Source organism: Streptococcus sp. CF8_Ac1-9 (assembly GCF_024295565.1).
GTDB classification, from domain to species: Bacteria; Bacillota; Bacilli; order Lactobacillales; family Streptococcaceae; genus Streptococcus; species Streptococcus parasanguinis_X.
In genome coordinates, this window is sequence record NZ_JANCOY010000003.1 from 217,564 (window position 1) to 240,347 (window position 22,784).

Here is a 22,784-nt window from a genome sequence, read left to right on the forward strand (position 1 = left end):
GGTCATGGTTACAGAACGTCAAAATGAGATTCTCAATCTTGTTGTCGATATCTTTACCAAGACCCACGAACCAGTCGGTTCAAAAGCGTTACAAGATGTGATTCAATCCAGTAGTGCGACCATTCGAAACGACATGGCTGCCCTCGAAAAACAAGGCTTATTAGAAAAGGCCCACACTTCGAGTGGCCGCATGCCTAGCCGAGCTGGTTTTCAATATTTTGTTCAAAACTCGCTTGATCTAGAGTTGATTGATGAACAGGATGTCTACCAGGTGGTGAAAGCCTTTGATTTCGAAGCCTTTAAGTTAGACGATATCTTGGATGCAACGGCCAAGTTACTAGCCCAGATGACGGGTTACACTGCAGTGATTCAGGATGTTGAACCGACACGTCAGCGCTTGACTGGTTTTGAGACTGTTCCATTATCCAATCACGATGCCTTAGCAGTTCTGACCTTGGATGAATCAAAGCCTGTCACCGTCCAGTTTGCCATTCCAAAGAATTTCTTAACCAGTGACTTGGAAATCTTCCATCAGCTGGTTCAAGAGCGTTTCATTGGAAATACAGTCTTGGATATCCACTACCGCTTGCGGACGGAGATTCCACAGATTGTACAGCGCTATTTCAAGACGACAGACAATGTGCTGGATCTCTTTGATTACGTCTTCTCGCAACTATTTCAAGAACTGGTCTTTGTAGAAGGAAAGGTTTCATCCTTAACCTACGCCGATCTTCAGACCTATCAGTTCTTAGATAATCCCCAACACGTAGCTCTCGAGTTGCGAGGGGGAATGCCAGAAGACCAAATGACCCAGATCCTGGTTGCAGAATCCCAAGAGAAGGCCTTGAAAAATGTGACGGTCATTAGTCACAAGTTCCTAGTGCCTTATCGTGGGATGGCCCTCATGCATGTGATCGGTCCCGTAGAGATGGATTACAGGCGTGTGATTAGCCTGGTCAATGTCATCGGACGGGTACTGGTTATGAAGTTGACGGATTACTACCGTTACCTCAACAGCAACCATTATGAAGTAAATTAAGACCAAATGAAAGGGGTGTATGCCTTGACAGAAGATATCAAAAAAGAAGACGTGAAAGAAGAGGAAGTTGTCCAAGCAACTGAAGAAGTTGTAGAGGAAAGCAACCAACCTTCTGAGTTAGAAGAAGCACAAGCGCGTGCCGAGGAATTTGAAAACAAGTACCTTCGTGCTCATGCAGAAATGCAAAACATTCAGCGCCGTGCCAATGAAGAACGTCAACAATTACAAAAATACCGTAGCCAAGATTTGGCAAAAGCGATCTTACCATCACTGGACAACCTCGAACGTGCCCTTGCCGTCGAAGGATTGACAGATGATGTGAAGAAGGGCTTGGAAATGGTCCAAGAAAGTTTGGTACATGCTCTGAAAGAAGAAGGAATCGAAGAAATTCCAGCGGATGGAGCCTTTGACCATAACTACCACATGGCCATCCAAACCTTACCTGCAGATGACGAACATCCAGCAGACACCATCGCACAAGTCTTCCAAAAAGGCTACAAACTCCATGACCGCATCCTAAGACCGGCTATGGTAGTGGTATATAATTAGGAGGTAAGATATGTTAGATATTTTTGAAAAAAATAAGAAGCAAAATGAAGAATATCGTAAAACTGCACAACGTTATTACCAAGGAAAAAATATCTGTGATGAATGTGGTGGAACTGTGAATGTCTCTGTGTATATGGATGATTATGCTAATAGAGATGATGAATGGCTGGCTTGTCCTCATTGTGGGCATCAAGCTTATATTAGAACAAGTGGGATTGCTAGAGCAGAAAAAGGCTAGTTCCCTCTTGTCCGAAACGACACTAAACTATGAAAGAAAGATTAACATTGGATCGGTTTTGCCAATAGTGAGCGAAGCGAACCAAAGGCGATACTCTTCGCCGTGGCGGCATCTTCGCAAACTTTGAGACCTTAGGCTCAAAGTTTAGTCAAAGAGATTGACGAAGTCAAGCTCTGACGGCGTCGCCACTTAAGAAGAGTATCAAAAAGAAAAAAAGAAGATAAAACTTAAGGAGAAAAACATATGTCTAAAATTATCGGTATTGACTTAGGTACAACAAACTCAGCAGTAGCAGTTCTTGAAGGAACTGAATCAAAAATCATCGCGAACCCAGAAGGAAACCGTACAACTCCATCTGTAGTTTCTTTCAAAAACGGTGAAATCATCGTTGGTGATGCCGCAAAACGTCAAGCAGTCACAAACCCAGATACCATCATCTCTATCAAATCTAAGATGGGTACTTCTGAAAAAGTTTCTGCTAACGGTAAAGAATACACACCACAAGAAATCTCAGCTATGATTCTTCAATACTTGAAAGGTTATGCTGAAGATTACCTTGGTGAAAAAGTAACTAAAGCTGTTATCACAGTTCCTGCTTACTTCAACGATGCGCAACGTCAAGCAACTAAAGACGCTGGTAAAATCGCTGGTCTTGAAGTAGAACGTATCGTCAACGAACCAACAGCAGCAGCCCTTGCTTATGGTTTGGATAAGACTGATAAAGAAGAAAAAATCTTGGTATTCGACCTTGGTGGTGGTACATTCGACGTATCTATCCTTGAATTGGGTGATGGTGTCTTTGACGTATTGGCAACTGCAGGGGATAACAAACTCGGTGGTGACGACTTTGACCAAAAAATCATTGACTACATGGTTGAAGAATTCAAGAAAGAAAATGGTATCGACTTGTCAACAGACAAGATGGCGCTTCAACGTTTGAAAGACGCAGCTGAAAAAGCGAAGAAAGACCTTTCTGGTGTGACTTCAACACAAATCAGCTTGCCATTCATCACTGCAGGCGCTGCTGGACCTCTTCACTTGGAAATGACCTTGACTCGTGCGAAATTCGACGATTTGACTCGTGACCTTGTAGAACGTACGAAAACTCCAGTTCGTCAAGCCCTTTCAGATGCAGGTTTGAGCTTGTCAGATATCGACGAAGTCATCCTTGTCGGTGGTTCAACTCGTATCCCTGCCGTTGTAGAAGCTGTTAAAGCTGAAACTGGTAAAGAACCAAACAAATCAGTGAACCCTGATGAAGTTGTAGCTATGGGTGCTGCGATCCAAGGTGGTGTGATCACTGGTGACGTGAAAGACGTTGTCCTTCTTGACGTAACGCCATTGTCACTTGGTATCGAAACAATGGGTGGAGTCTTCACAAAATTGATCGACCGCAACACTACAATTCCAACTTCTAAATCACAAGTCTTCTCAACTGCAGCAGACAACCAACCAGCCGTTGATATCCACGTTCTTCAAGGGGAACGCCCAATGGCAGCAGATAACAAGACTCTTGGACGCTTCCAATTGACTGATATCCCAGCTGCACCTCGTGGTATCCCACAAATTGAAGTAACATTTGACATCGACAAGAACGGTATCGTATCTGTTAAAGCGAAAGATCTTGGAACTCAAAAAGAACAAACAATTGTTATCCAATCAAACTCAGGTTTGACAGACGAAGAAATCGATCGCATGATGAAAGATGCAGAAGCAAACGCTGAAGCAGATAAGAAACGTAAAGAAGAAGTTGACCTTCGTAACGAAGTAGACCAAGCTATCTTTGCGACTGAAAAGACCATCAAAGAAACTGAAGGCAAAGGCTTTGATGCAGAACGTGACGCAGCTCAAGCAGGACTTGATGAGCTTAAGAAAGCTCAAGAATCAGGTAACCTTGAAGAAATGAAAGCAAAATTGGAAGCCTTGAATGAAAAAGCACAAGCATTGGCTGTTAAACTCTATGAACAAGCTGCAGCAGCACAACAAGCACAAGCAGGAGCAGAAGGCGCACAAGCATCAGGAAATGCAGGCGATGACGTCGTAGACGGAGAGTTTACGGAGAAGTAAGATGAGTGTATTGGATGATGAGTATCTAAAGAATACAAGAAAAGTTTATAATGATTTTTGTGATCGAGCTGACAACTATGAAACAGCAAAAGATTTTATAGATAATATTCCAGTAGAATGTTTGACTAGATATAGAGAAATTATATTAGCTGAGCATGATGGTTCTATTAAAAATGATGAAATGGTAAGGGATTTTGCTACTTCGGTATTGTTGTCAGCTCTAGTATCAGCGCTGGTATCAGCGATAATATCGTTAGACATTTCAATGAGTAAGTTTGTAATACCGTTTACGATTGGCATGATTTTGATTGGATTTGTATTTCTTATAATTCACTGGAATTTTATAGCCAATACTAAGAAGAGACAAAAAAATATAAATGTTTCTGTACTTATAGGATATTTAAAAACAAAATAGATTTAATTTACTCATTTACAGAGGTTGCAACCCAGCCTCTGTTTTTCGGTAAAATAGAGGATGTTGCGTATGAAAAAAGTACTTTGTCTCATTTATCCTAATTTTTCTCTTTATGAGATAACTGCTTTAACGAGTACTTTAGCTCTGTCTTTTGATGTTACGATTGATTATGCTGCTTCAGATCATTCGATGGTGGTCTCTGAGGATGGCTTACCCTGTCAACCAACGAAAACACTAGATCAAATCCGTATAGAAGAGTATTCTTGCGTGATTTTGCCAGGAATGGTCAATATAGGGCCTGCCTTACAGGATGAGAAATTGATTTCGTTCTTGAAGGACCTTGGTGAGCAAGATATCCTCATTGCAGCCATTTCTTCAGCGCCTCTTTTATTAGCGAAAGCAGGTCTGTTGAAGGACACGAAATATACAGGTGGAATTTGGCAAAACTTCTTTGACTATTTTGAATTTCTTCCACGTGAGAATTTCCAACCGAAAGTTCTTGTGCAAGATAAACAGATCATTACGGCTATCGGTTTTGCCCATCAAGAGTTTGCAAGGAAAGTGATTCTAAGTTTAGGCTTGGCAGAGAATACGGACAACTATTTTAAAGAACAGAACGAGTACGCAGCAGAGGATTTGATATTTACTCTATCAGACCAAGAGTTTGATCAAGTGAAGCGAAGTATAGAAAACAGCCTCTAAAGATTTACATGAAAATTATAGAAAGGAACAAAGAGTGTTCGGGGAATTGAACCCGAGCGGAAAGCTTGGAAATTAGATAAACCGCCTAAGAAATCAGGATTTCTTGTCGGTTTCCTAAATTTCAGTCGCTTTCTGTTCGCTCTTAGTATCTTGTATGAACAATACTGAATTTTATGACCGTTTGGGCGTTTCAAAGAATGCATCTCAGGATGAAATCAAGAAAGCCTATCGGAAATTATCTAAAAAATATCACCCAGATATCAACAAGGAGCCTGGTGCTGAGGAAAAGTACAAGGAAGTTCAAGAAGCTTATGAGACTTTGAGTGACGAGCAAAAACGGGCTGCTTATGACCAATATGGTGCTGCGGGTGCCAATGGTGGCTTCGGTGGCGGAGCTGGTGGTTTTGGTGGCTTTGATGGTGCTGGTTTTGGTGGCTTTGAAGATATCTTCTCTAGCTTCTTTGGTGGTGGTGCAAGCCGTAATCCGAATGCTCCTCGTCAAGGGGATGACCTCCAATACCGCGTCAATCTCAAGTTTGAAGAAGCGATTTTTGGTGCGGAAAAAGAAGTCAAGTACCATCGGGAAGCTAGCTGTCATACCTGTCATGGTTCTGGAGCTAAGCCAGGGACTAGTCCGGTGACCTGTGGACGCTGTCATGGTTCTGGAGTCATCAATGTGGATACGCAAACCCCTCTTGGGATGATGCGCCGTCAAGTGACCTGTGATGTCTGTCATGGTCGTGGTCAAGAAATCAAAGATCCATGTACGACTTGTCGTGGAACAGGTCATGAAAAACAAGCTCATAGCGTGAATGTCAAGATTCCTGCAGGAGTTGAAACAGGTCAACAAATCCGCTTAGCTGGTCAAGGAGAAGCTGGCTTTAACGGTGGACCTTATGGTGACTTGTATGTCGTTGTCAATGTTGAGCCGAGCGATCGCTTCGAACGAGATGGCTCAACCATTTACTACAAGTTAGACCTGAACTTTGTCCAAGCAGCTCTTGGAGATACGGTCCATGTGCCAACCGTTCACGGAGATGTCGATTTGGTCATTCCTGAAGGAACCCAAACCGGTAAGAAATTCCGCCTCCGTGGAAAAGGGGCTCCAAGCTTACGAGGTGGTGCTATGGGGGATCAATATGTATCTGTCAATGTCGTCACCCCAACTGGTTTAAATGACAAGCAAAAAGAAGCCCTTCAAGCCTTTGCGGAAGCAAGTGATTTGAAGGTCAACCCAAAGAAAAAAGGGTTCTTTGACAAGGTCAAAGATGCTTTAGATGATTTATAAGAATGAACGAGTTCCCTTTTGAGTAAGGAGCTCGTTTTATTTTGGATCGAATCCAAGAACTTCCTCTCCTAATTAAAGAATAATGAGGACCCTCATTGAATTTATTAAGATATCGTGGTAAATTTAAGAAAACGATTACAAAGACAATTTAGGAGGTCCTGATGAAATCACATCAACCACGTTATGCGATTCGCAAGTATGCAGTAGGGGCGGCTTCGGTGCTCATAGGATTTTTTGCTGGTGCTCATGTTGTAGCGGCCGATACGCCGACAACTACTGAAAGTCCTGCAACGACAGTTCCAACTCAGCCAAGCGAGGGTGAGTCAACGATTTCTCTTAATGAGGAAGCTTCTCAGCCAACAGTAGAAAAACCAACGGCTCCTGCCCCAATCGTCGATCAAAGTCAACCGACACTGCCTGATCGTGAATTGCGGGTATCAGATCTTGACCGTTTGATTCGCGAAGAAGCAAGTTCTGTCGCAGAGTCGGATGTGGCAGCTCAACCAGCGACGGAAACGCCTGCTAAAGATCCTGATCAGGAAGAAAAATTAGCCAAGAAAAAGATTGTTTCGATCGATGCCGGTCGCAAGTACTTCTCACCAGACCAAATCAAGGAAATCATTGATGAAGCAAGTAAGACGGGCTATACAGACTTGCATCTTCTAGTCGGAAATGACGGCTTGCGCTTTGTGCTGGATGATATGTCTTTGAAAGTGGGAGATACTTCTTATTCTAGCCAAGCCGTGACGGATGCGGTTGAAAAAGGAACGAAAGCTTATTACGATGATCCGAATGGGACAGCCTTGACCCAGGCTCAAATGGATGATATTTTGGCCTATGCCAAATCGAAGAAAGTAGGAGTCATCCCAACCATTAATAGTCCAGGTCACATGGATGCGATTCTGACAGCCATGGAACAATTGGGGATCGAAAATCCTCACTTTAATTACTTTGGCACTAAAAAATCAGCTCGGACAGTTGATTTGGACAACCAAAAAGCCTTAGACTTTACTAAGGCTTTGGTAGACAAGTATGCGGCTTATTTCAGCGGCAAGGCAGATATTTTCAATATTGGTTTGGATGAATATGCCAACGATGCCACAGATGCCCATGGTTGGCAGGTTCTCCAAGCCAGCAAGCATTGGCCAGGTGAAGGCTATCCAGAAAAAGGCTATGAAAAATTCATTCAATACGCCAATGATCTAGCAGCTATTGTGAAAAAACACAAGATGAAACCAATGGCCTTTAATGACGGAATCTACTACAATGGCGATACTTCCTATGGCACTTTTGACAAGGATATCATTGTCTCCTACTGGACAGGTGGCTGGAACGGATATGATGTCGCTTCTTCAAAACTCTTGTCTGAACTAGGTCATCAGATTCTTAATACCAATGATGCTTGGTATTATGTGCTCGGACGGGACAAGGCTGGATCTGGTTGGTACAACCTTGATCAAGGTCTCGAAGGAATTTCCAAGTCAGCGATTGATGTAGTTCAAAAAAATGATGGAGCTAAGGTACCTTTCATTGGTGGTATGGTAGCTGCCTGGGCAGATACGCCATCCGCAACCTACAAAAAAGACCTTCTCTTTAAGCTCATGCATGCCTTCGCGGACAAGAATGCGGACTACTTTGTAGCAGATCCTGAAGTGGTCGAAAAAGCTCTTTCGGAAGCTCCAACTGATTTGGACCACTATACACCGGAATCTCTAGTAGCCTTTACGGCAGCTAAAAAAGCTTTAGAAGGGGCAGGAGCAAACACCACTCGAGCAGAGGCCAAAACCTTGATCGACCATCTCAAAGCAGCTCAAGGTGCTTTGGTGTATACGGAAAGCTACGCGAAAGAAGTTGCTGCAAAAGAAGCAGCAGAAAAACTCGCCATGAAGAAGGTCATCTCGATCGATGCAGGCCGCAAATACTTCTCATTGGATCAGCTGAAACGGATCGTCGATAAGGCCAGTGAGCTGGGTTATTCTGACTTGCACCTCCTGGTCGGAAACGATGGTATGCGCTTCGTCCTCGATGATATGACGGTGGAAGCCAATGGCAAAACTTATGCCAGTGATGATGTGAAAAAGGCCATTTTAGAAGGCACCAAGGCCTATTACGATGATCCAAATGGCCAAGCCTTGACCCAAGCGGAAATGGATGAACTCCATGCTTATGCGACTGCGAAAGGAATCGGCTTGATTGCGGCAGTCAATAGTCCTGGACACATGGATGCTTTGTTGGTGGCCATGGAAAAATTGGGCATTGAAAATCCACAAGCCAGCTTTGATACGGTTTCAAAAACAACCATGGATTTGACCAATGAAGCAGCAGTCAACTTTACCAAAGCCTTGATTGGCAAGTACATGGACTACTTCAAAGACAAGTCTAAGATCTTTAACTTCGGAACAGATGAATATGCCAATGACGCTACCAGTGCGCAAGGCTGGTACTACCTCAAGTGGTATGACCTCTATGGTAAATTTGCGGAGTATTCCAATAGTCTTGCAGCCATGGCGCGTGAAAAAGGCTTGCAGCCAATGGCCTTTAACGATGGCTTCTATTATGGAGATGAAGATGATGTCGCCTTTGACAAGGACGTCTTGATTTCATACTGGTCTAAAGGATGGTGGGGATATAACCTCGCATCTCCACAGTATTTGGCAGATAAGGGGTATAAATTCCTTAATACCAACGGAGACTGGTACTATGTTTTGGGAAGAACACCTGAAACGGGTGGTGGTTATATTGAAAAAGCGATTGCCAATGCAGCTGCTACTCCATTTAGACAACTCCCAAGTACAACATATCCTGAAACATCTTTGCCGATGGTCGGTAGCATGGTAGCTGTTTGGTGTGATACCCCAAGTGAAGAATACATCGAAAAAAATGTCTTTGATCTCATGGAAGCTTTTGCCAACCACAACAAGGACTATTTCAAGGCGGACTTCACTACTCTTAGAAAAGCAGTTGCTACGGTGCCAACAGATCTAGCCATTTACACACCAGAATCGCGCGCAGCACTTGCGAAAGTCTTAGATAGCTTGAATTGGAATGTGAGCCGTGCTCATCAAGATCAGGTGGATCAAGAAGTGGCTGCTCTGACTAAAGCCCTTGCGGGGCTCAAGCCAATCACGCAAGTAGGTAGCTTGGCTGAAAATGACGTCAAAGCCCTAGTGGAAGACAAACCAAGTCTTGAAATCGTAGAAAAAGAACTTGATTTTGACCTTGTGGAAAGGACCAATCCAGATCTCGCTAAAGGAGAACGCAGAGTGATCCAGGCTGGGGTTAAAGGGCAAGGTCTTGAGTATGTAGAGGTTTCGGCGCTTGATCAAAGTCGAAAAGTGATCGCTACAGAAGTTGCAACAGAGCCGGTTGCAGAAATTGTTGAAGTCGGTACCAAAGAAGTCGTGATCCCAACAAGCCCTTCCGTAGAAGCACCAGTGAAACCAGATGTGCTTGTAAACAAAGTGGTTCCAGAACCTTCAACGCCTCAAGTGATCTCGAAGGATCAACCAGTAGCACCAGCAAATACCCCAACGCCAATTCCAGTAGCTGTGGAAAAAGAGGTTCGTTCAGAAACAGGAAACTCTAACAAGCAACTCCCAGAAACAGGAGTGGAATCTGCTCTTGGGCTCGCTTTACTAGGAGCGATCTTAGGAGCGGCAGGAATGGACTTGAAAAATAAAAAAAGAGACTGAGACCTAGTAGATTTGTAACAGGTCGAAGTTAGGAGAGTGGGACAGAAATCGGTAATTCGTTAGAATTCGATTTCGTCGTCCCACCTCCGCACAGTTGAGTAGGGCTGTAAAAGCTGATGAAATCAGCGTAGTAGAGCCCGCTCAACCACTGCGTCTTGCTCGACAATCCAAAAATAATTGAGAGGCTAGGACTTTTGTCCCAGCCTCTTTTTGTGCTTGCAAAACTGTACCCGGACAGTTTGGTTTTTTCACTCTTGTAACCCCTTCTATATCTTGCTAAAATAGAACCATGACACGATACAAAGCAACCATTTCATATGACGGGACCTTGTTTGCAGGGTTTCAACGCCAACCGCATGCCCGTAGTGTGCAGGAAGAAATCGAAAAGACCTTGACGCGTCTCAATCAAGGAACCCCTGTTACCGTTCATGGAGCGGGGCGAACGGATTCAGGTGTCCATGCTCTTGGGCAGGTGATTCATTTTGATCTCCCCCAAGCGCGGGACGAGGAAAAGCTCCGCTTTGCCCTCGATACCCAAACCCCAGAGGATATTGATTTCATCCGAGTAGAGCAAGTAGCAGATGACTTTCACTCACGCTATAAGAAGCACAGCAAAACCTATGAATTTATCGTGGATTATGGTCGTCCCAAGAACCCCATGATGCGCCACTATGCCACCCACTATCCTTATCCTTTGGATGTGGAAAAGATGCAAGTAGCCATCCAAAAGTTGGAGGGAACCCATGATTTCACCGGTTTCACCGCTTCGGGAACCAGTGTGGAAGATAAGGTTCGTACGATTACAGAGGCTCGCTTGGTTGAGGATGCAGAACATCATGGCCTTGTCTTTACCTTTTCGGGCAATGGTTTTCTCTATAAGCAAATCCGCAATATGGTGGGAACTTTGTTGAAGATCGGAAATGATCGGATGCCGATCGAGCAGATCGATCTAATTTTAGAAAAGAAGGACCGCAATCTTGCAGGTCCTACAGCAGCGCCAAATGGCTTATATTTAAAGGAGATCCGTTATGAGTAATGAATTGATTCTAGCTATTTCAGGAAATGATATTTTTAGTGGAGGAGGTCTTCATGCAGACCTTGCAACCTATACAACCAACAAACAGCATGGTTTTGTAGCGGTGACTTGTTTGACCGCTATGACGGAGAACGGTTTTGAAGTGATTCCGGTGGATCCGACGACCTTTGCTCAACAGCTCAACTCTCTCAAGGATGTTCCTTTTTCTGCTATTAAACTCGGTCTTTTGCCAGATGTTGAAGTGGCAGACTTGGCCTTGGACTATGTCAAAGCCCATGCGGAGATCCCAGTGGTACTAGATCCTGTCTTGGTCTGCAAGGAAAGTCATGATGTAGAAGTTTCAGCTCTTCGAGACGAATTGATTAAGTTCTTCCCTTATGTGACCATCATCACGCCAAACTTACCAGAAGCTGAGATCTTGACCCAAAGCAAGATTCAATCGCTCGACGATATGAAGGAGGCAGCGCGCAAGCTCCACGAATTAGGAGCAGCGACTGTCGTGGTCAAAGGAGGCAATCGTCTCAATAAAGAAAAGGCCATCGATGTCTTTTATGATGGGACAGACTTCACCGTCATTGAAGAGCCAGTCTTAGAAAAGAACAATACAGGAGCTGGTTGTACCTTTGCGTCGAGCATTTCCAGCCAGTTGGTGCAAGGGAAATCTCCACTTGAAGCTGTTAAAGCCTCTAAAGACTTTGTCTTCCAAGCGATTCAACATTCAGACCAGTATGGAGTAGTACAATATGACATCTAATCGAACTCAACTCATTGCCCGCCTTTCCATTTTGACAGCCTTGACAGTTGTACTTGGCTACTATACCAAACTCCCAACTCCGACAGGGATTGTCACCCTGTTAGATCTTGGAGTGTATTTTACAGCTTTCTATTTTGGGCGCAAGGAAGGTGCGATTGTAGGTGGTGTCGGAGCCTTCCTACTCGACCTCATTTCAGGCTATCCTCAGTGGATGTTCTTTAGTCTCCTCTTTCACGGGGGACAAGGTTACTTCGCTGGCTTCAAGGGAAAAGCTCGTTACCTAGGCTTGCTTCTTGCGACTGTTGTGATGGTAGGCGGTTACGCACTAGCTTCTGCCCTCCTTTTAGGCAATGGATGGGGAGCTGCTATCTCGGACATTCCAAATAACCTTGCTCAGAATTTTGTCGGAATGGCTTTAGGCTATGTGGTCTATTATGCCTTCCAAAAGAAAGGAAACTAATTCATGGATCTGGAGCAACTGAAGAAGGATACAAAAGAAATCCTGGTAGATGTTTTGGCAAAAAGCCGTCTTCATCAGGGACAGATTCTAGTTCTCGGGATGTCTTCAAGTGAAGTTGCAGGAGGGCAAATTGGAAAGGCCTCCAACATCGACATTGCTGAAGCTATTGTCCAGACCTTGCTAGATGAGTTGAATCCAAGAGGGATTTATCTAGCGGTACAAGGATGTGAGCACCTCAATCGTGCCTTGGTGGTCGAGCGGGAATTAGCAGACAAGAAGGAGTTAGAAATTGTCAATGTCCTTCCAAGTCTCCATGCAGGGGGAGCTGGACAACTCGCTGCTTTCAAGTATTTCAAGGATCCTGTTGAAGTAGAATTTATCACAGCTCAAGCGGGGTTAGACATCGGAGATACCTCAGTGGGGATGCATGTCAAACACGTGCAAGTTCCAATTCGCCCTGTCTTACGTGAACTAGGGGAAGCCCATGTCACAGCCCTCGCTAGTCGCCCAAAATTGATCGGTGGTGCCCGTGCTCTCTATCTAGATGATCCTATCCGAAAATCATAAATAGAACTAGCTTTTAGGGGCTAGTTTTTTTGGATGAAAAGAGAGGCAAAAACGTTTTAAAACTTGCAATTTCAAAGTTTTGTGGTAAAATTATAAGGAATGACTATATTATTTTAAGGAGAGACAGAATGTCTGTATCATTTGAAAACAAAGAAACTAACCACGGTGTATTGACTTTCACCATCAGCCAAGAGCAAATCAAACCTGCTTTGGACCGTGTGTTTGAGTCTGTTAAGAAAACCTTGAACGTACCTGGATTCCGTAAAGGTCATATTCCACGTCCAATCTTCAACCAACGTTTCGGTGAAGAAGCTCTTTACCAAGATGCTTTGAACGATCTTCTTCCAGCAGCATATGAAGCAGCTGTTAAAGAAGCTGGAATCGAAGTTGTTGCACAACCAACTTTCGATGTTGTATCTATGGAAAAAGGTCAAGACTGGACATTGACAGCAGCTGTTGTCACAAAACCTGAAGTAAAATTGGGTGCTTACAAAGACCTTGAAGTATCAGTAGAAGTTTCTAAAGAAGTAACAGACGCTGATGTGGATGCTCGTATCGAACGCGAACGCAATAACTTGGCTGAATTGGTTGTTAAAGAAGGTGCTGCAGCAGAAGGTGATACAGTTGTGATCGACTTCGTAGGTTCTATCGACGGTGTTGAATTCGATGGTGGTAAAGGTGACAACTTCTCACTTGGACTTGGTTCAGGTCAATTCATCCCAGGTTTCGAAGACCAATTGGTTGGACACTCTGCTGGTGAAACAGTTGATGTGATCGTAACATTCCCAGAAGACTACCAAGCAGCTGACCTTGCAGGTAAAGAAGCGAAATTCGTGACAACTATCCACGAAGTAAAAGCAAAAGAAGTACCAGCTCTTGACGATGAATTGGCAAAAGACATCGACGAAGAAGTTGAAACTCTTGACGAATTGAAAGAAAAATACCGCAAAGAATTGGCAGCAGCTAAAGAAGAAGCATACAACGATGCAGTAGAAGCAGCAGCAATCGATCTTGCAGTTGAAAACGCTGAAATCGTTGACCTTCCAGAAGAAATGATCCACGAAGAAGTACATCGTTCAATCAACGAGTTCCTTGGAAACATGCAACGTCAAGGTATCTCACCTGAAATGTACTTCCAAATCACAGGAACAACTCAAGAAGATCTTCACAAACAATACGAAGCAGAAGCTGAAAGCCGTACGAAGACAAACCTTGTGGTTGAAGCAGTAGCGAAAGCAGAAGGCTTCGAAGCAACTGAAGAAGAAATCAACGCTGAAATCGAACAATTGGCAGCAGATTACAACATGCCAGTTGAACAAGTTCGCAACCTTCTTTCACCAGAAATGTTGAAACATGACATTACAGTGAAGAAAGCAGTGAACGTGATCACAAGCACAGCAAAAGTAAAATAATTTAGATAAAAAAGAAGAGCCGTGAGGCTCTTCTTTTTTTGATTTCATGGAGAATCCTGGAATTTTCCTTTGACGAAAGGGGAAATTTATCGTACAATAGAGTGTAACGATAAAATGCGTGATAGATTTAGTGACGAGAAGTTTTCAATCTATCATCGAGGATAGGATGAGGTTTAAGACCCGATCCTTCTCCATTTAGGAAATGAAACATAAGGAGATTTACCCTTGGAATTAGAAGTATTTGCTGGACAAGAAAAAAGTGAACTTTCTATGATTGAAGTGGCGCGTGCTATTTTGGAATTACGCGGACGTGACCATGAAATGTACTTTAGCGATCTTGTAAATGAAATTCAAAATTACCTTGAAAAATCAAACAGCGAGATCCGTGAAGCTCTTCCATTGTTCTACACAGAATTGAATGTCGATGGAAGCTTTATCCCACTTGGAGATAACAAATGGGGTCTTCGTTCATGGTATGCCATCGATGAAGTTGACGAGGAAATCATCGCTCTTGAAGAAACAGACGAAGATGAAACTCCTAAGAAACGGAAGAAAAAACGTGTCAATGCCTTCATGGATGGAGACGAAGATGCGATTGACTACAACGATGACGATCCAGAAGACGAAGAAGTTTACGAAGCAGATCCAGCTCTTTCATATGATGAAGAAAATCCAGATGATGAAAAGAGTGAAGTCGAAGCTTACGATGCTGAAATCAATGAAATCGTACCAGATGATTTGGGTGAGGAAGTTGAATTAAGCGAAGAAGACGACGAAGAAGAGGATTCTGAAGACGAGGAAGAAGAATAAATCATAAGAAGAGGCTGGGACAAAAGTCCTAGCCTCTCAATTGTTTTTGGATTGTCGAGCAAGACGCAGTGGTTGCGTGGGCTCTACTACGCTGATTTCATCAGCTTTTACAACCCTACTCAACTGTGCGGAGGTGGGACGACGAAATCGAATTCTAACGAATTACCGATTTCTGTCCCACTCTCTTTTTGTTTGCATTGAAAAAAGTGGCGAAATGGTATATGATAAACGTGTAAGGTTTCCCAATAGGAGGTGTTCCAGATGGACTTTCGTTTAGATCAAAGTTTAGTAGCTCTTGGTATTGATACAGTTGTGGTCGGAATTGCTAGAAATGTGGATCCTCAAGCAGTTTTGCTCCCTTCTTTTCTTGAAAAGAAGAAAGAGCTTGAACAATGGGCGCTCCAGTGTCAGACAGAAGAAGTAGTGGCATCTCCTGTCATTAAAGGGTATACAGACCTTTTGCAAAAAGTAGGGCGTAGCATCAAGAAAAATCCACCAACAGTCCTAGCTCTTATCCGAAACATCCAGCATCGAGGAGCTCTTCCTCAGATCAATAGCATCATCGATATCTATAATGTCGAATCGCTGAAGTCTTTTCTCGCGATCGGAGGACATGACCTAGATAAGATTGAGGGACCGATTGAATTTACAGTGAGTCAAAGAGACGATCTCTTTCTCCCTATCCTTTCTAGTGAAAAACATGTCGCACCGACAGATCCTGTCTACCGGGATCAAAAAGGAGTTCTGGCTTGGTTGGATGTACGCGATAGTGACCATTACAAATTTGAGGAGACTACGCAAAACGCCCTCTTTGTCATCCAAGGAAATGCTGAGACGTCAGTCGAGATGCGTTTAGAAGCGCTGGAACGAATCCACAAGGACCTTGCTTCTTGCATGCCTGGGCTTCAATTTGAGAAATTTCTCGTCACACAAAATGGAGTGGAAAAGGTCGTGTAAACAGAGAAAATAATTTTCATGAAATTTTCAATTTGACAAAGTAGACCATTTGCGGTAAGATATTGTTCGGGCACCTCATTTTGAGGTCGGAGCTCCCTAAGGATTAGGGAGCTATTTTTATTTTTTCTGCAAAGAGGAATGGCCTCTACAACATTAGAAGAAGAGGAAAGCACATGTCAACAAAATATATTTTTGTCACGGGTGGTGTCGTATCATCCATCGGGAAAGGGATTGTCGCAGCAAGTCTTGGTCGCTTGCTCAAAAATCGTGGATTGAAAGTGACCATTCAAAAATTTGACCCTTATATCAATATCGACCCAGGGACGATGAGCCCTTACCAACACGGGGAAGTATTTGTCACAGACGATGGCGCAGAGACAGACTTGGACCTTGGTCACTATGAACGCTTCATTGATATCAATCTGAATAAGTACTCAAATGTGACGACAGGGAAAATTTATAGCGAAGTCCTTCGAAAGGAACGTCGTGGAGAATACTTGGGCGCGACTGTACAGGTTATTCCTCATATCACAGATGCTTTGAAAGAAAAGATCAAACGAGCAGCGACGACGACGGATTCAGATGTCATCATCACAGAAGTCGGGGGAACAGTTGGAGACATTGAATCCCTTCCATTCCTTGAAGCTCTTCGTCAAATGAAGGCAGATGTTGGTGCTGAAAACGTTATGTACATCCACACCACTCTTCTACCTTACTTGAAGGCTGCGGGAGAAATGAAAACCAAGCCGACCCAACACTCTGTGAAAGAATTGCGTGGTCTTGGAATTCAACCAAATATGTTGGTCATCCGTACAGAAAAACCAGCTGGTCAAGGAATTAAGAACAAGTTGGCTCAATTCTGTGATGTCGCACCAGAAGCTGTCATCGAATCACTGGATGTGGAACATTTGTACCAAATCCCATTGAACTTGCAAGCACAAAATATGGACCAAATCGTTTGTGACCATTTGAAATTGGATGTTCCTGCAGCAGATATGACAGAATGGTCTGCGATGGTCGACAAGGTCATGAACCTCAAGAAGCAGGTCAAGATTTCCTTAGTTGGAAAATATGTGGAATTGCAAGATGCCTACATTTCTGTCGTTGAGGCCTTGAAGCACTCAGGGTATGCCAACGATGCAGAAGTCAAGATTAATTGGGTCAATGCCAATGATGTGACAGCTGAAAATGTGGCAGAACTCCTTGAAGATGCTGATGGAATCATCGTCCCAGGTGGTTTTGGTCAACGGGGAACAGAAGGAAAAATTCAAGCTATCAAGTATGCGCGTGAACAAGACGTCCCAATGTTGGGTGTCTGCTTGGGGATGCAATTAACCTGTATCGAATTTGCCCGTCACGTTTTAGGCTTGGAAGGAGCTAATTCATCCGAATTGGATCCAGAAACCAAGTATCCGATTATCGATATCATGCGGGACCAAATCGATGTGGAAGATATGGGAGGAACGCTCCGTCTCGGTCTTTACCCATCTAAACTCAAACGAGGATCAAAAGCAGCAGCTGCCTATGACAATCAAGAAGTGGTACAACGTCGCCACCGTCACCGTTATGAGTTTAACAATGCTTTCCGTGAACAGTTCGAAGAAGCAGGATTTGTCTTCTCAGGCGTTTCACCAGACAACCGTTTGGTCGAAATCGTTGAAATCCCAGAAAACAAATTCTTTGTTGCTTGCCAATACCACCCAGAATTGTCAAGCCGTCCAAACCGCCCAGAAGGACTTTACACAGCCTTTATCACAGCGGCAGTTGAAAACCACGATAGCAAATAAAAATCAAGGGAGCAGGTCGAAGGACCTGCTCCCTTTTTGTGAAAAAATGACAAACTCTGAAAAAAGTTTGAAAAAAATCTTGACAAAAAAGTCGTTGATTGATATACTAGTAAAGTACTCAATCGCGGGGATGGCGGAATTGGCAGACGCGCAGGACTAAGGATCCTGTGACCGCTTTAGGTCGTGAGGGTTCAAGTCCCTCTCTCCGCATCGGATCAAGATAGCTTCGGCTATCTTTTTTTGTTTTCAAATTTCTTTGTGGTAGAATAGGTGTGAGATGAGGTGAGAACATGAAGAAGAAGTATCTGGTTTTGGCCGATGGCCTCTTTGCACTATTGGGAAGTGCCATTAATTTTTTCGGTCCTATCCTGATTTTAGCTATGGCGATAGGCGCATACAAGGATACTTTTAGATATTTTATCGCCTTAAACATATGGAATGTTTTCATTTTTTTAGTGGCGATTGCTTCTAAGTATCTGCTCAGAGATGAAAAAAGAATCAAAAAATGGATTCTTTATCTTTTTCTGATAGCGGGCAGTATTCTCTTTCTTGCCTCAATCCTTGCTGTGTGTGAGAATATTCCCTTTCTTGAGGGATTGGTAAATGGACTTCTTGGGAAAATGTTTACCGACAGTCAGTTATTTGCTGCTTATTTCTATTCTCAATGGGTCGCAGGTGGACTCCTTGTGATTTGCGGGATTGCTTTTCTCCTTTCATTAAAAAATTTTAAAGAGAAGGATTGAAAGGGGCTTGCGCTCCCTTTTTTGCTTTTTGAATAGGATAGAAGTCTTAGGAGAGAGAGGGTTCCTCCTCATTTATCGTAAGAAAGTACTTAAAGACACAGGAAAAGCTAGCAATTTCATCTAAAAAGTGATAAAATAAACAATGTAAGTGGGATCAATCCCACAAAAATTTATAGGAGGCCTATTACACATGGCAATCGTTTCAGCAGAAAAATTTGTCCAAGCAGCTCGTGACAATGGTTATGCAGTTGGTGGATTTAACACAAACAACCTTGAGTGGACTCAAGCTATCTTGCGTGCAGCAGAAGCTAAGAAAGCTCCAGTACTTATCCAAACTTCTATGGGTGCTGCTAAATACATGGGTGGTTACAAAGTATGTAAAGCCCTTATTGAAAACCTTGTAGAATCAATGGGTATCACTGTACCAGTTGCTATTCACCTTGACCATGGTCACTACGACGATGCTCTTGAATGTATTGAAGCTGGTTACACTTCAATCATGTTTGACGGTTCACACCTTCCAGTTGAAGAAAACCTTAAATTGGCGAAAGATGTCGTTGAAAAAGCTCATGCTAAAGGTATCTCAGTAGAAGCTGAAGTTGGTACTATCGGTGGTGAAGAAGACGGTATCATCGGTGACGGTGAATTGGCACCAATCGAAGATGCTAAAGCAATGGTTGCTACAGGAATTGACTTCTTGGCTGCAGGTATCGGTAACATCCACGGTCCTTACCCAGCAAACTGGAAAGGTCTTCACCTTGACCACTTGCAAAAATTGACTGAAGCTGTTCCAGGATTCCCAATCGTATTGCACGGTGGATCAGGTATCCCTGATGATCAAATCCAAGCAGCGATCAAACTTGGTGTTGCGAAAGTTAACGTGAACACTGAATGCCAAATCGCATTTGCAAATGCTACTCGTCAATTCGTACGTGAATACGATGCAAACGAAGCAGAATACGACAAGAAGAAACTCTTCGACCCACGTAAATTCTTGAAACCAGGTTTCGAAGCAATTACAGCAGCTGTTGAAGAACGTATCGACGTATTCGGTTCAGAAGGCAAAGCTTAATAAAAACAGGAAAACAAGGTCCCATGTGGATCTTGTTTTTTTGTTTGGGAAAAGTTGCTTCCGGGATTTAATTTTTGTACAATATGCCTATGAAAAAATTTAAACAGTTTTGCTGGATCATTTTTGTTTTTCTTATCCTTTTTCTAGGAGGCACATTTGGTTTTCACCAACTTAGTTTGCAAAAAGAAAGTAAGCTTCTGACTCCTATCGGTAAAGAGGTGACGGTCAATGGACATCGAATGAACGTCTCTGTTAAAGGAGAAGGATCTGAAACGATAGTATTTCTTTCCGGTGCAGGTATCGCCTCTCCTATTTTAGACTTTAAGAATCTATCAGATTCCCTATCCAAAAAATACAAAGTTGTTGTCGTGGAGCGAGCAGGATATGGTTTTAGTGAAGATAGTGATCGTTCAAGAGATGTGATGGAGGTCCTTTCTGAGACCCGTCAAGCTTTGGCGCAAGCTCATGTTTCAGGTCCTTATGTGATTATTTCGCATTCTATGGCTAGTTTAGAGAGTCTTGCTTGGCAAGAGAAATATCCAAATGAAGTGAAGGCTTTGATTGGTCTGGATTGGGCCTTGCCAGCGAGTTATGAAGATTTAAAGGATAATCAGGCCTTGCTTACTGTGGCTTATTGGAGCAGTAAGATTGGCTTATTACGCTATTTCCCTGAGTCCTTTTATATAAAAAATCCAACTCTGACTGAAACTGAACGACAACAATATAAATTACTAGCATATAAGCAGTTGATGTCACAAGCCATGCTTCATGAATCCCGTTTGGCAAAGGAAAATGCCAAGAAAGTTCCATCTAGCATCAATCCGAAAATTCCAGCCTTACTCCTGGTTTCTAACGGTGAAGGCACGACCTTTAGCCAATCAGAGTGGCAGCATTATGCAGAGAGATTTGCAAGCGACCAGTCTAATGTTCAAGTCGTCTATATGGATGCGCCTCACGACCTCTATCATTATCAAAGCGATGCTATTGTTTCTCGCATTAAAGAATTTTTAGAGAATAATTGAGGGCTTAAAAATCCATTGAGACTGATGATAATAACTAAATGCTGAAGGATTAACAGTAGAATCGTTAATTTTCTCGATTAAAAAAATTCTTTTTCTTAACAATAAGCCTGCCCCTAAGGGCAGGTTTTTTTGGTGTCTTAAGGAAACTATTTAACAGAATTTTTGATTAAAAGTTTCATTTTAAGAGAGAAACCTCTAATTTCATAATCAATAAGCAAGCGCTTGCATTCCTTTTTTTATTGGATTATAATAGGTTGGTATAAAGACTTCTGTAATAATATTGAGTAAGTGTAGAAAGTAAGGATTTAGAATATTTGTAGTCAAAAATACAATGTTGCTTTTTACGATAGGGAGATAGATATGGCAATGATAGAAGTGGAACATCTTCAGAAAAATTTTGTGAAGACAGTTAAGGAGCCGGGGTTAAAGGGAGCCTTGCACTCCTTTATTCATCCTGAAAAGCAGACCTTTGAAGCGGTCAGGGATTTAACTTTTGAAGTTCCAAAAGGGCAGATTTTAGGATTTATCGGGGCAAATGGTGCTGGGAAGTCAACCACCATCAAAATGCTGACAGGAATTTTGAAGCCCACATCTGGCTTTTGTCGGATTAACGGCAAGATTCCGCAGGATAATCGCCAAGATTATGTCAAGGATATTGGAGTCGTTTTCGGACAACGCACCCAGCTATGGTGGGATTTGGCTTTGCAAGAGACCTACACGGTTTTGAAAGAGATCTATGATGTACCGGACTCGCTTTTCCATAAGCGCATGGACTTTTTGAATGAAGTTTTGGATTTGAAGGAATTTATCAAGGATCCTGTGCGGACTCTTTCACTAGGTCAACGGATGCGGGCGGATATTGCGGCTTCCTTGCTTCACAATCCCAAAGTTCTCTTTTTAGATGAACCGACTATTGGTTTGGATGTGTCGGTCAAGGACAACATTCGACGGGCCATTACCCAGATCAATCAAGAGGAAGAAACTACCATTCTCCTGACCACTCACGACTTGAGCGACATTGAGCAACTCTGTGATCGGATTTTTATGATTGATAAGGGGCAAGAGATTTTTGATGGAACGGTGAGTCAGCTCAAGGAGACCTTTGGCAAGATGAAGACTCTCTCCTTTGAACTGGTACCAGGTCAAGGTCATCTTGTCTCTCATTATGAAGGCTTACCTGATATGTCCATTGATAGACAAGGAAATACTCTCAATATTGAATTCGATAGTTCCCGCTACCAGTCGGCCGATATTATCAAGCAAACCTTATCTGATTTTGAAGTCCGTGATTTGAAGATGGTAGATACGGATATTGAAGATATTATCCGTCGCTTCTATCGAAAGGAGCTCTAAGATGGTCAAATTGTGGAGACGTTATAAACCCTTTATCAATGCAGGGATTCAGGAGTTGATTAGCTATCGAGTTAACTTTATTCTCTATCGGATTGGTGATGTCATGGGGGCTTTTGTCGCTTTCTATCTCTGGAAGGCTGTCTTTGACTCCTCCCAGGAGCCTTTGATTCAGGGCTTCAGTATGGCGGATATCACCCTCTACATCATCATGAGTTTTGTGACCAATCTTTTGACCAGGTCTGATAGCTCCTTTATGATTGGTGATGAGGTAAAAGATGGCTCTATTATCATGCGCTTATTAAGACCAGTGCATTTTGCGGCCTCTTACCTTTTCACCGAACTTGGCTCCAAGTGGTTGATTTTTATCTCTGTTGGACTGCCATTTTTAAGTGTCATTGTTTTGATGAAAATCTTATCTGGGCAAGGTATTGTAGAAGTGTTGGGATTAACTGTCCTTTATCTCTTTAGCTTAACGCTGGCTTATCTGATTAACTTTTTCTTTAATATCTGCTTTGGATTTTCAGCCTTTGTATTTAAAAATTTATGGGGTTCCAATCTACTCAAGACTTCAATAGTGGCCTTTATGTCTGGCAGTTTGATTCCCTTAACGTTTTTTCCAAAGGTGGTTTCAGATATTCTCTCCTTATTGCCATTTTCATCCTTGATTTACACTCCGGTCATGATTATTGTTGGGAAATACGATGCCAGTCAGATTCTTCAAGCACTTTTGCTTCAGTTTTTCTGGCTTATAGTGATGGTGGGCTTGTCTCAGTTGATTTGGAAACGAGTCCAGTCATTTATCACCATTCAGGGAGGTTAGT

Annotated in this window: 21 protein-coding genes and 1 tRNA gene; all 22 read left to right on the plus strand. The window is 42.9% G+C overall.

Annotated features, from left to right (window positions below; translation table 11 throughout):
• The first annotated feature begins 4 nt into the window (after positions 1 to 4).
• Positions 5 to 1,039: a heat-inducible transcriptional repressor HrcA gene (gene hrcA, locus NML76_RS06935; protein WP_254733103.1), complete on the plus strand. Its 1,035-nt coding sequence runs from the start codon at positions 5 to 7 to the stop codon at positions 1,037 to 1,039.
• Positions 1,040 to 1,063: 24 nt separating this feature from the next.
• The gene (grpE, locus tag NML76_RS06940; RefSeq protein WP_302851192.1) at positions 1,064 to 1,588 is read left to right on the plus strand and encodes a nucleotide exchange factor GrpE; all 525 of its coding nucleotides are present in this window, start codon (positions 1,064 to 1,066) and stop codon (positions 1,586 to 1,588) included.
• Positions 1,589 to 1,598: 10 nt separating this feature from the next.
• Entirely contained in the window at positions 1,599 to 1,826 is a 228-nt protein-coding gene (locus tag NML76_RS06945) for a hypothetical protein (protein WP_254733109.1), read from the plus strand.
• A 243-nt stretch (positions 1,827 to 2,069) separates the two neighbouring features.
• Positions 2,070 to 3,893 carry a molecular chaperone DnaK gene (dnaK, locus tag NML76_RS06950; protein WP_254733112.1) on the plus strand — a complete coding sequence of 608 codons (1,824 nt, stop codon included), beginning with the start codon at positions 2,070 to 2,072 and terminating at the stop codon, positions 3,891 to 3,893.
• A 1-nt stretch (position 3,894) separates the two neighbouring features.
• Positions 3,895 to 4,308, plus strand: coding sequence for a tRNA (guanine-N7)-methyltransferase (locus NML76_RS06955; RefSeq protein WP_254733115.1), 414 nt, complete (start codon positions 3,895 to 3,897; stop codon positions 4,306 to 4,308).
• 69 nt (positions 4,309 to 4,377) lie between these two features.
• A complete protein-coding gene (locus NML76_RS06960; protein WP_254733118.1) occupies positions 4,378 to 5,010 on the plus strand; it encodes a DJ-1/PfpI family protein in 633 nt (210 codons plus the stop codon).
• A 154-nt stretch (positions 5,011 to 5,164) separates the two neighbouring features.
• On the plus strand, positions 5,165 to 6,298 hold the full coding sequence (dnaJ, locus tag NML76_RS06965) for a molecular chaperone DnaJ (RefSeq protein WP_003004734.1): 1,134 nt from the start codon (positions 5,165 to 5,167) through the stop codon (positions 6,296 to 6,298).
• A 161-nt stretch (positions 6,299 to 6,459) separates the two neighbouring features.
• Positions 6,460 to 9,990: a family 20 glycosylhydrolase gene (locus tag NML76_RS06970; protein WP_254733121.1), complete on the plus strand. Its 3,531-nt coding sequence runs from the start codon at positions 6,460 to 6,462 to the stop codon at positions 9,988 to 9,990.
• A gap of 289 nt (positions 9,991 to 10,279) precedes the next feature.
• A complete protein-coding gene (gene truA / locus NML76_RS06975; RefSeq protein ID WP_254733124.1) occupies positions 10,280 to 11,026 on the plus strand; it encodes a tRNA pseudouridine(38-40) synthase TruA in 747 nt (248 codons plus the stop codon).
• Complete coding sequence (locus NML76_RS06980) at positions 11,019 to 11,780, plus strand: bifunctional hydroxymethylpyrimidine kinase/phosphomethylpyrimidine kinase (protein ID WP_049491361.1); 762 nt, start codon at positions 11,019 to 11,021, stop codon at positions 11,778 to 11,780. Before truA ends, NML76_RS06980 begins: the two co-directional genes overlap by 8 nt.
• Positions 11,770 to 12,240, plus strand: coding sequence for an ECF transporter S component (locus NML76_RS06985; RefSeq protein WP_049491359.1), 471 nt, complete (start codon positions 11,770 to 11,772; stop codon positions 12,238 to 12,240). Before NML76_RS06980 ends, NML76_RS06985 begins: the two co-directional genes overlap by 11 nt.
• Positions 12,241 to 12,243: 3 nt before the next feature.
• A complete protein-coding gene (locus NML76_RS06990) occupies positions 12,244 to 12,807 on the plus strand; it encodes a TIGR01440 family protein (protein WP_049491358.1) in 564 nt (187 codons plus the stop codon).
• Positions 12,808 to 12,935: 128 nt separating this feature from the next.
• Positions 12,936 to 14,219 (plus strand): trigger factor, encoded by a 1,284-nt coding sequence (gene tig, locus NML76_RS06995; protein WP_003004508.1) that lies wholly within the window; start codon positions 12,936 to 12,938, stop codon positions 14,217 to 14,219.
• Positions 14,220 to 14,444: 225 nt separating this feature from the next.
• Positions 14,445 to 15,029, plus strand: a complete 585-nt coding sequence (gene rpoE / locus NML76_RS07000) for a DNA-directed RNA polymerase subunit delta (protein ID WP_003010182.1) — start codon at positions 14,445 to 14,447, stop codon at positions 15,027 to 15,029.
• A 261-nt stretch (positions 15,030 to 15,290) separates the two neighbouring features.
• The gene (locus NML76_RS07005) at positions 15,291 to 15,986 is read left to right on the plus strand and encodes a B3/4 domain-containing protein (RefSeq protein ID WP_254733127.1); all 696 of its coding nucleotides are present in this window, start codon (positions 15,291 to 15,293) and stop codon (positions 15,984 to 15,986) included.
• A gap of 173 nt (positions 15,987 to 16,159) precedes the next feature.
• Positions 16,160 to 17,773 (plus strand): CTP synthase, encoded by a 1,614-nt coding sequence (locus NML76_RS07010; protein ID WP_125826513.1) that lies wholly within the window; start codon positions 16,160 to 16,162, stop codon positions 17,771 to 17,773.
• Between the two features lie 124 nt (positions 17,774 to 17,897).
• Positions 17,898 to 17,983, plus strand: a tRNA-Leu gene (locus NML76_RS07015).
• 80 nt (positions 17,984 to 18,063) lie between these two features.
• Complete coding sequence (locus tag NML76_RS07020; RefSeq protein WP_254733130.1) at positions 18,064 to 18,516, plus strand: hypothetical protein; 453 nt, start codon at positions 18,064 to 18,066, stop codon at positions 18,514 to 18,516.
• A gap of 190 nt (positions 18,517 to 18,706) precedes the next feature.
• The gene (locus NML76_RS07025; RefSeq protein ID WP_003004573.1) at positions 18,707 to 19,588 is read left to right on the plus strand and encodes a class II fructose-bisphosphate aldolase; all 882 of its coding nucleotides are present in this window, start codon (positions 18,707 to 18,709) and stop codon (positions 19,586 to 19,588) included.
• A gap of 83 nt (positions 19,589 to 19,671) precedes the next feature.
• Positions 19,672 to 20,610: an alpha/beta fold hydrolase gene (locus tag NML76_RS07030; RefSeq protein WP_254733177.1), complete on the plus strand. Its 939-nt coding sequence runs from the start codon at positions 19,672 to 19,674 to the stop codon at positions 20,608 to 20,610.
• Between the two features lie 360 nt (positions 20,611 to 20,970).
• Entirely contained in the window at positions 20,971 to 21,963 is a 993-nt protein-coding gene (locus NML76_RS07035) for an ATP-binding cassette domain-containing protein (RefSeq protein ID WP_254733133.1), read from the plus strand.
• A 1-nt stretch (position 21,964) separates the two neighbouring features.
• Positions 21,965 to 22,783 carry an ABC-2 family transporter protein gene (locus tag NML76_RS07040; protein ID WP_061591408.1) on the plus strand — a complete coding sequence of 273 codons (819 nt, stop codon included), beginning with the start codon at positions 21,965 to 21,967 and terminating at the stop codon, positions 22,781 to 22,783.
• Position 22,784 lies beyond the last annotated feature (1 nt).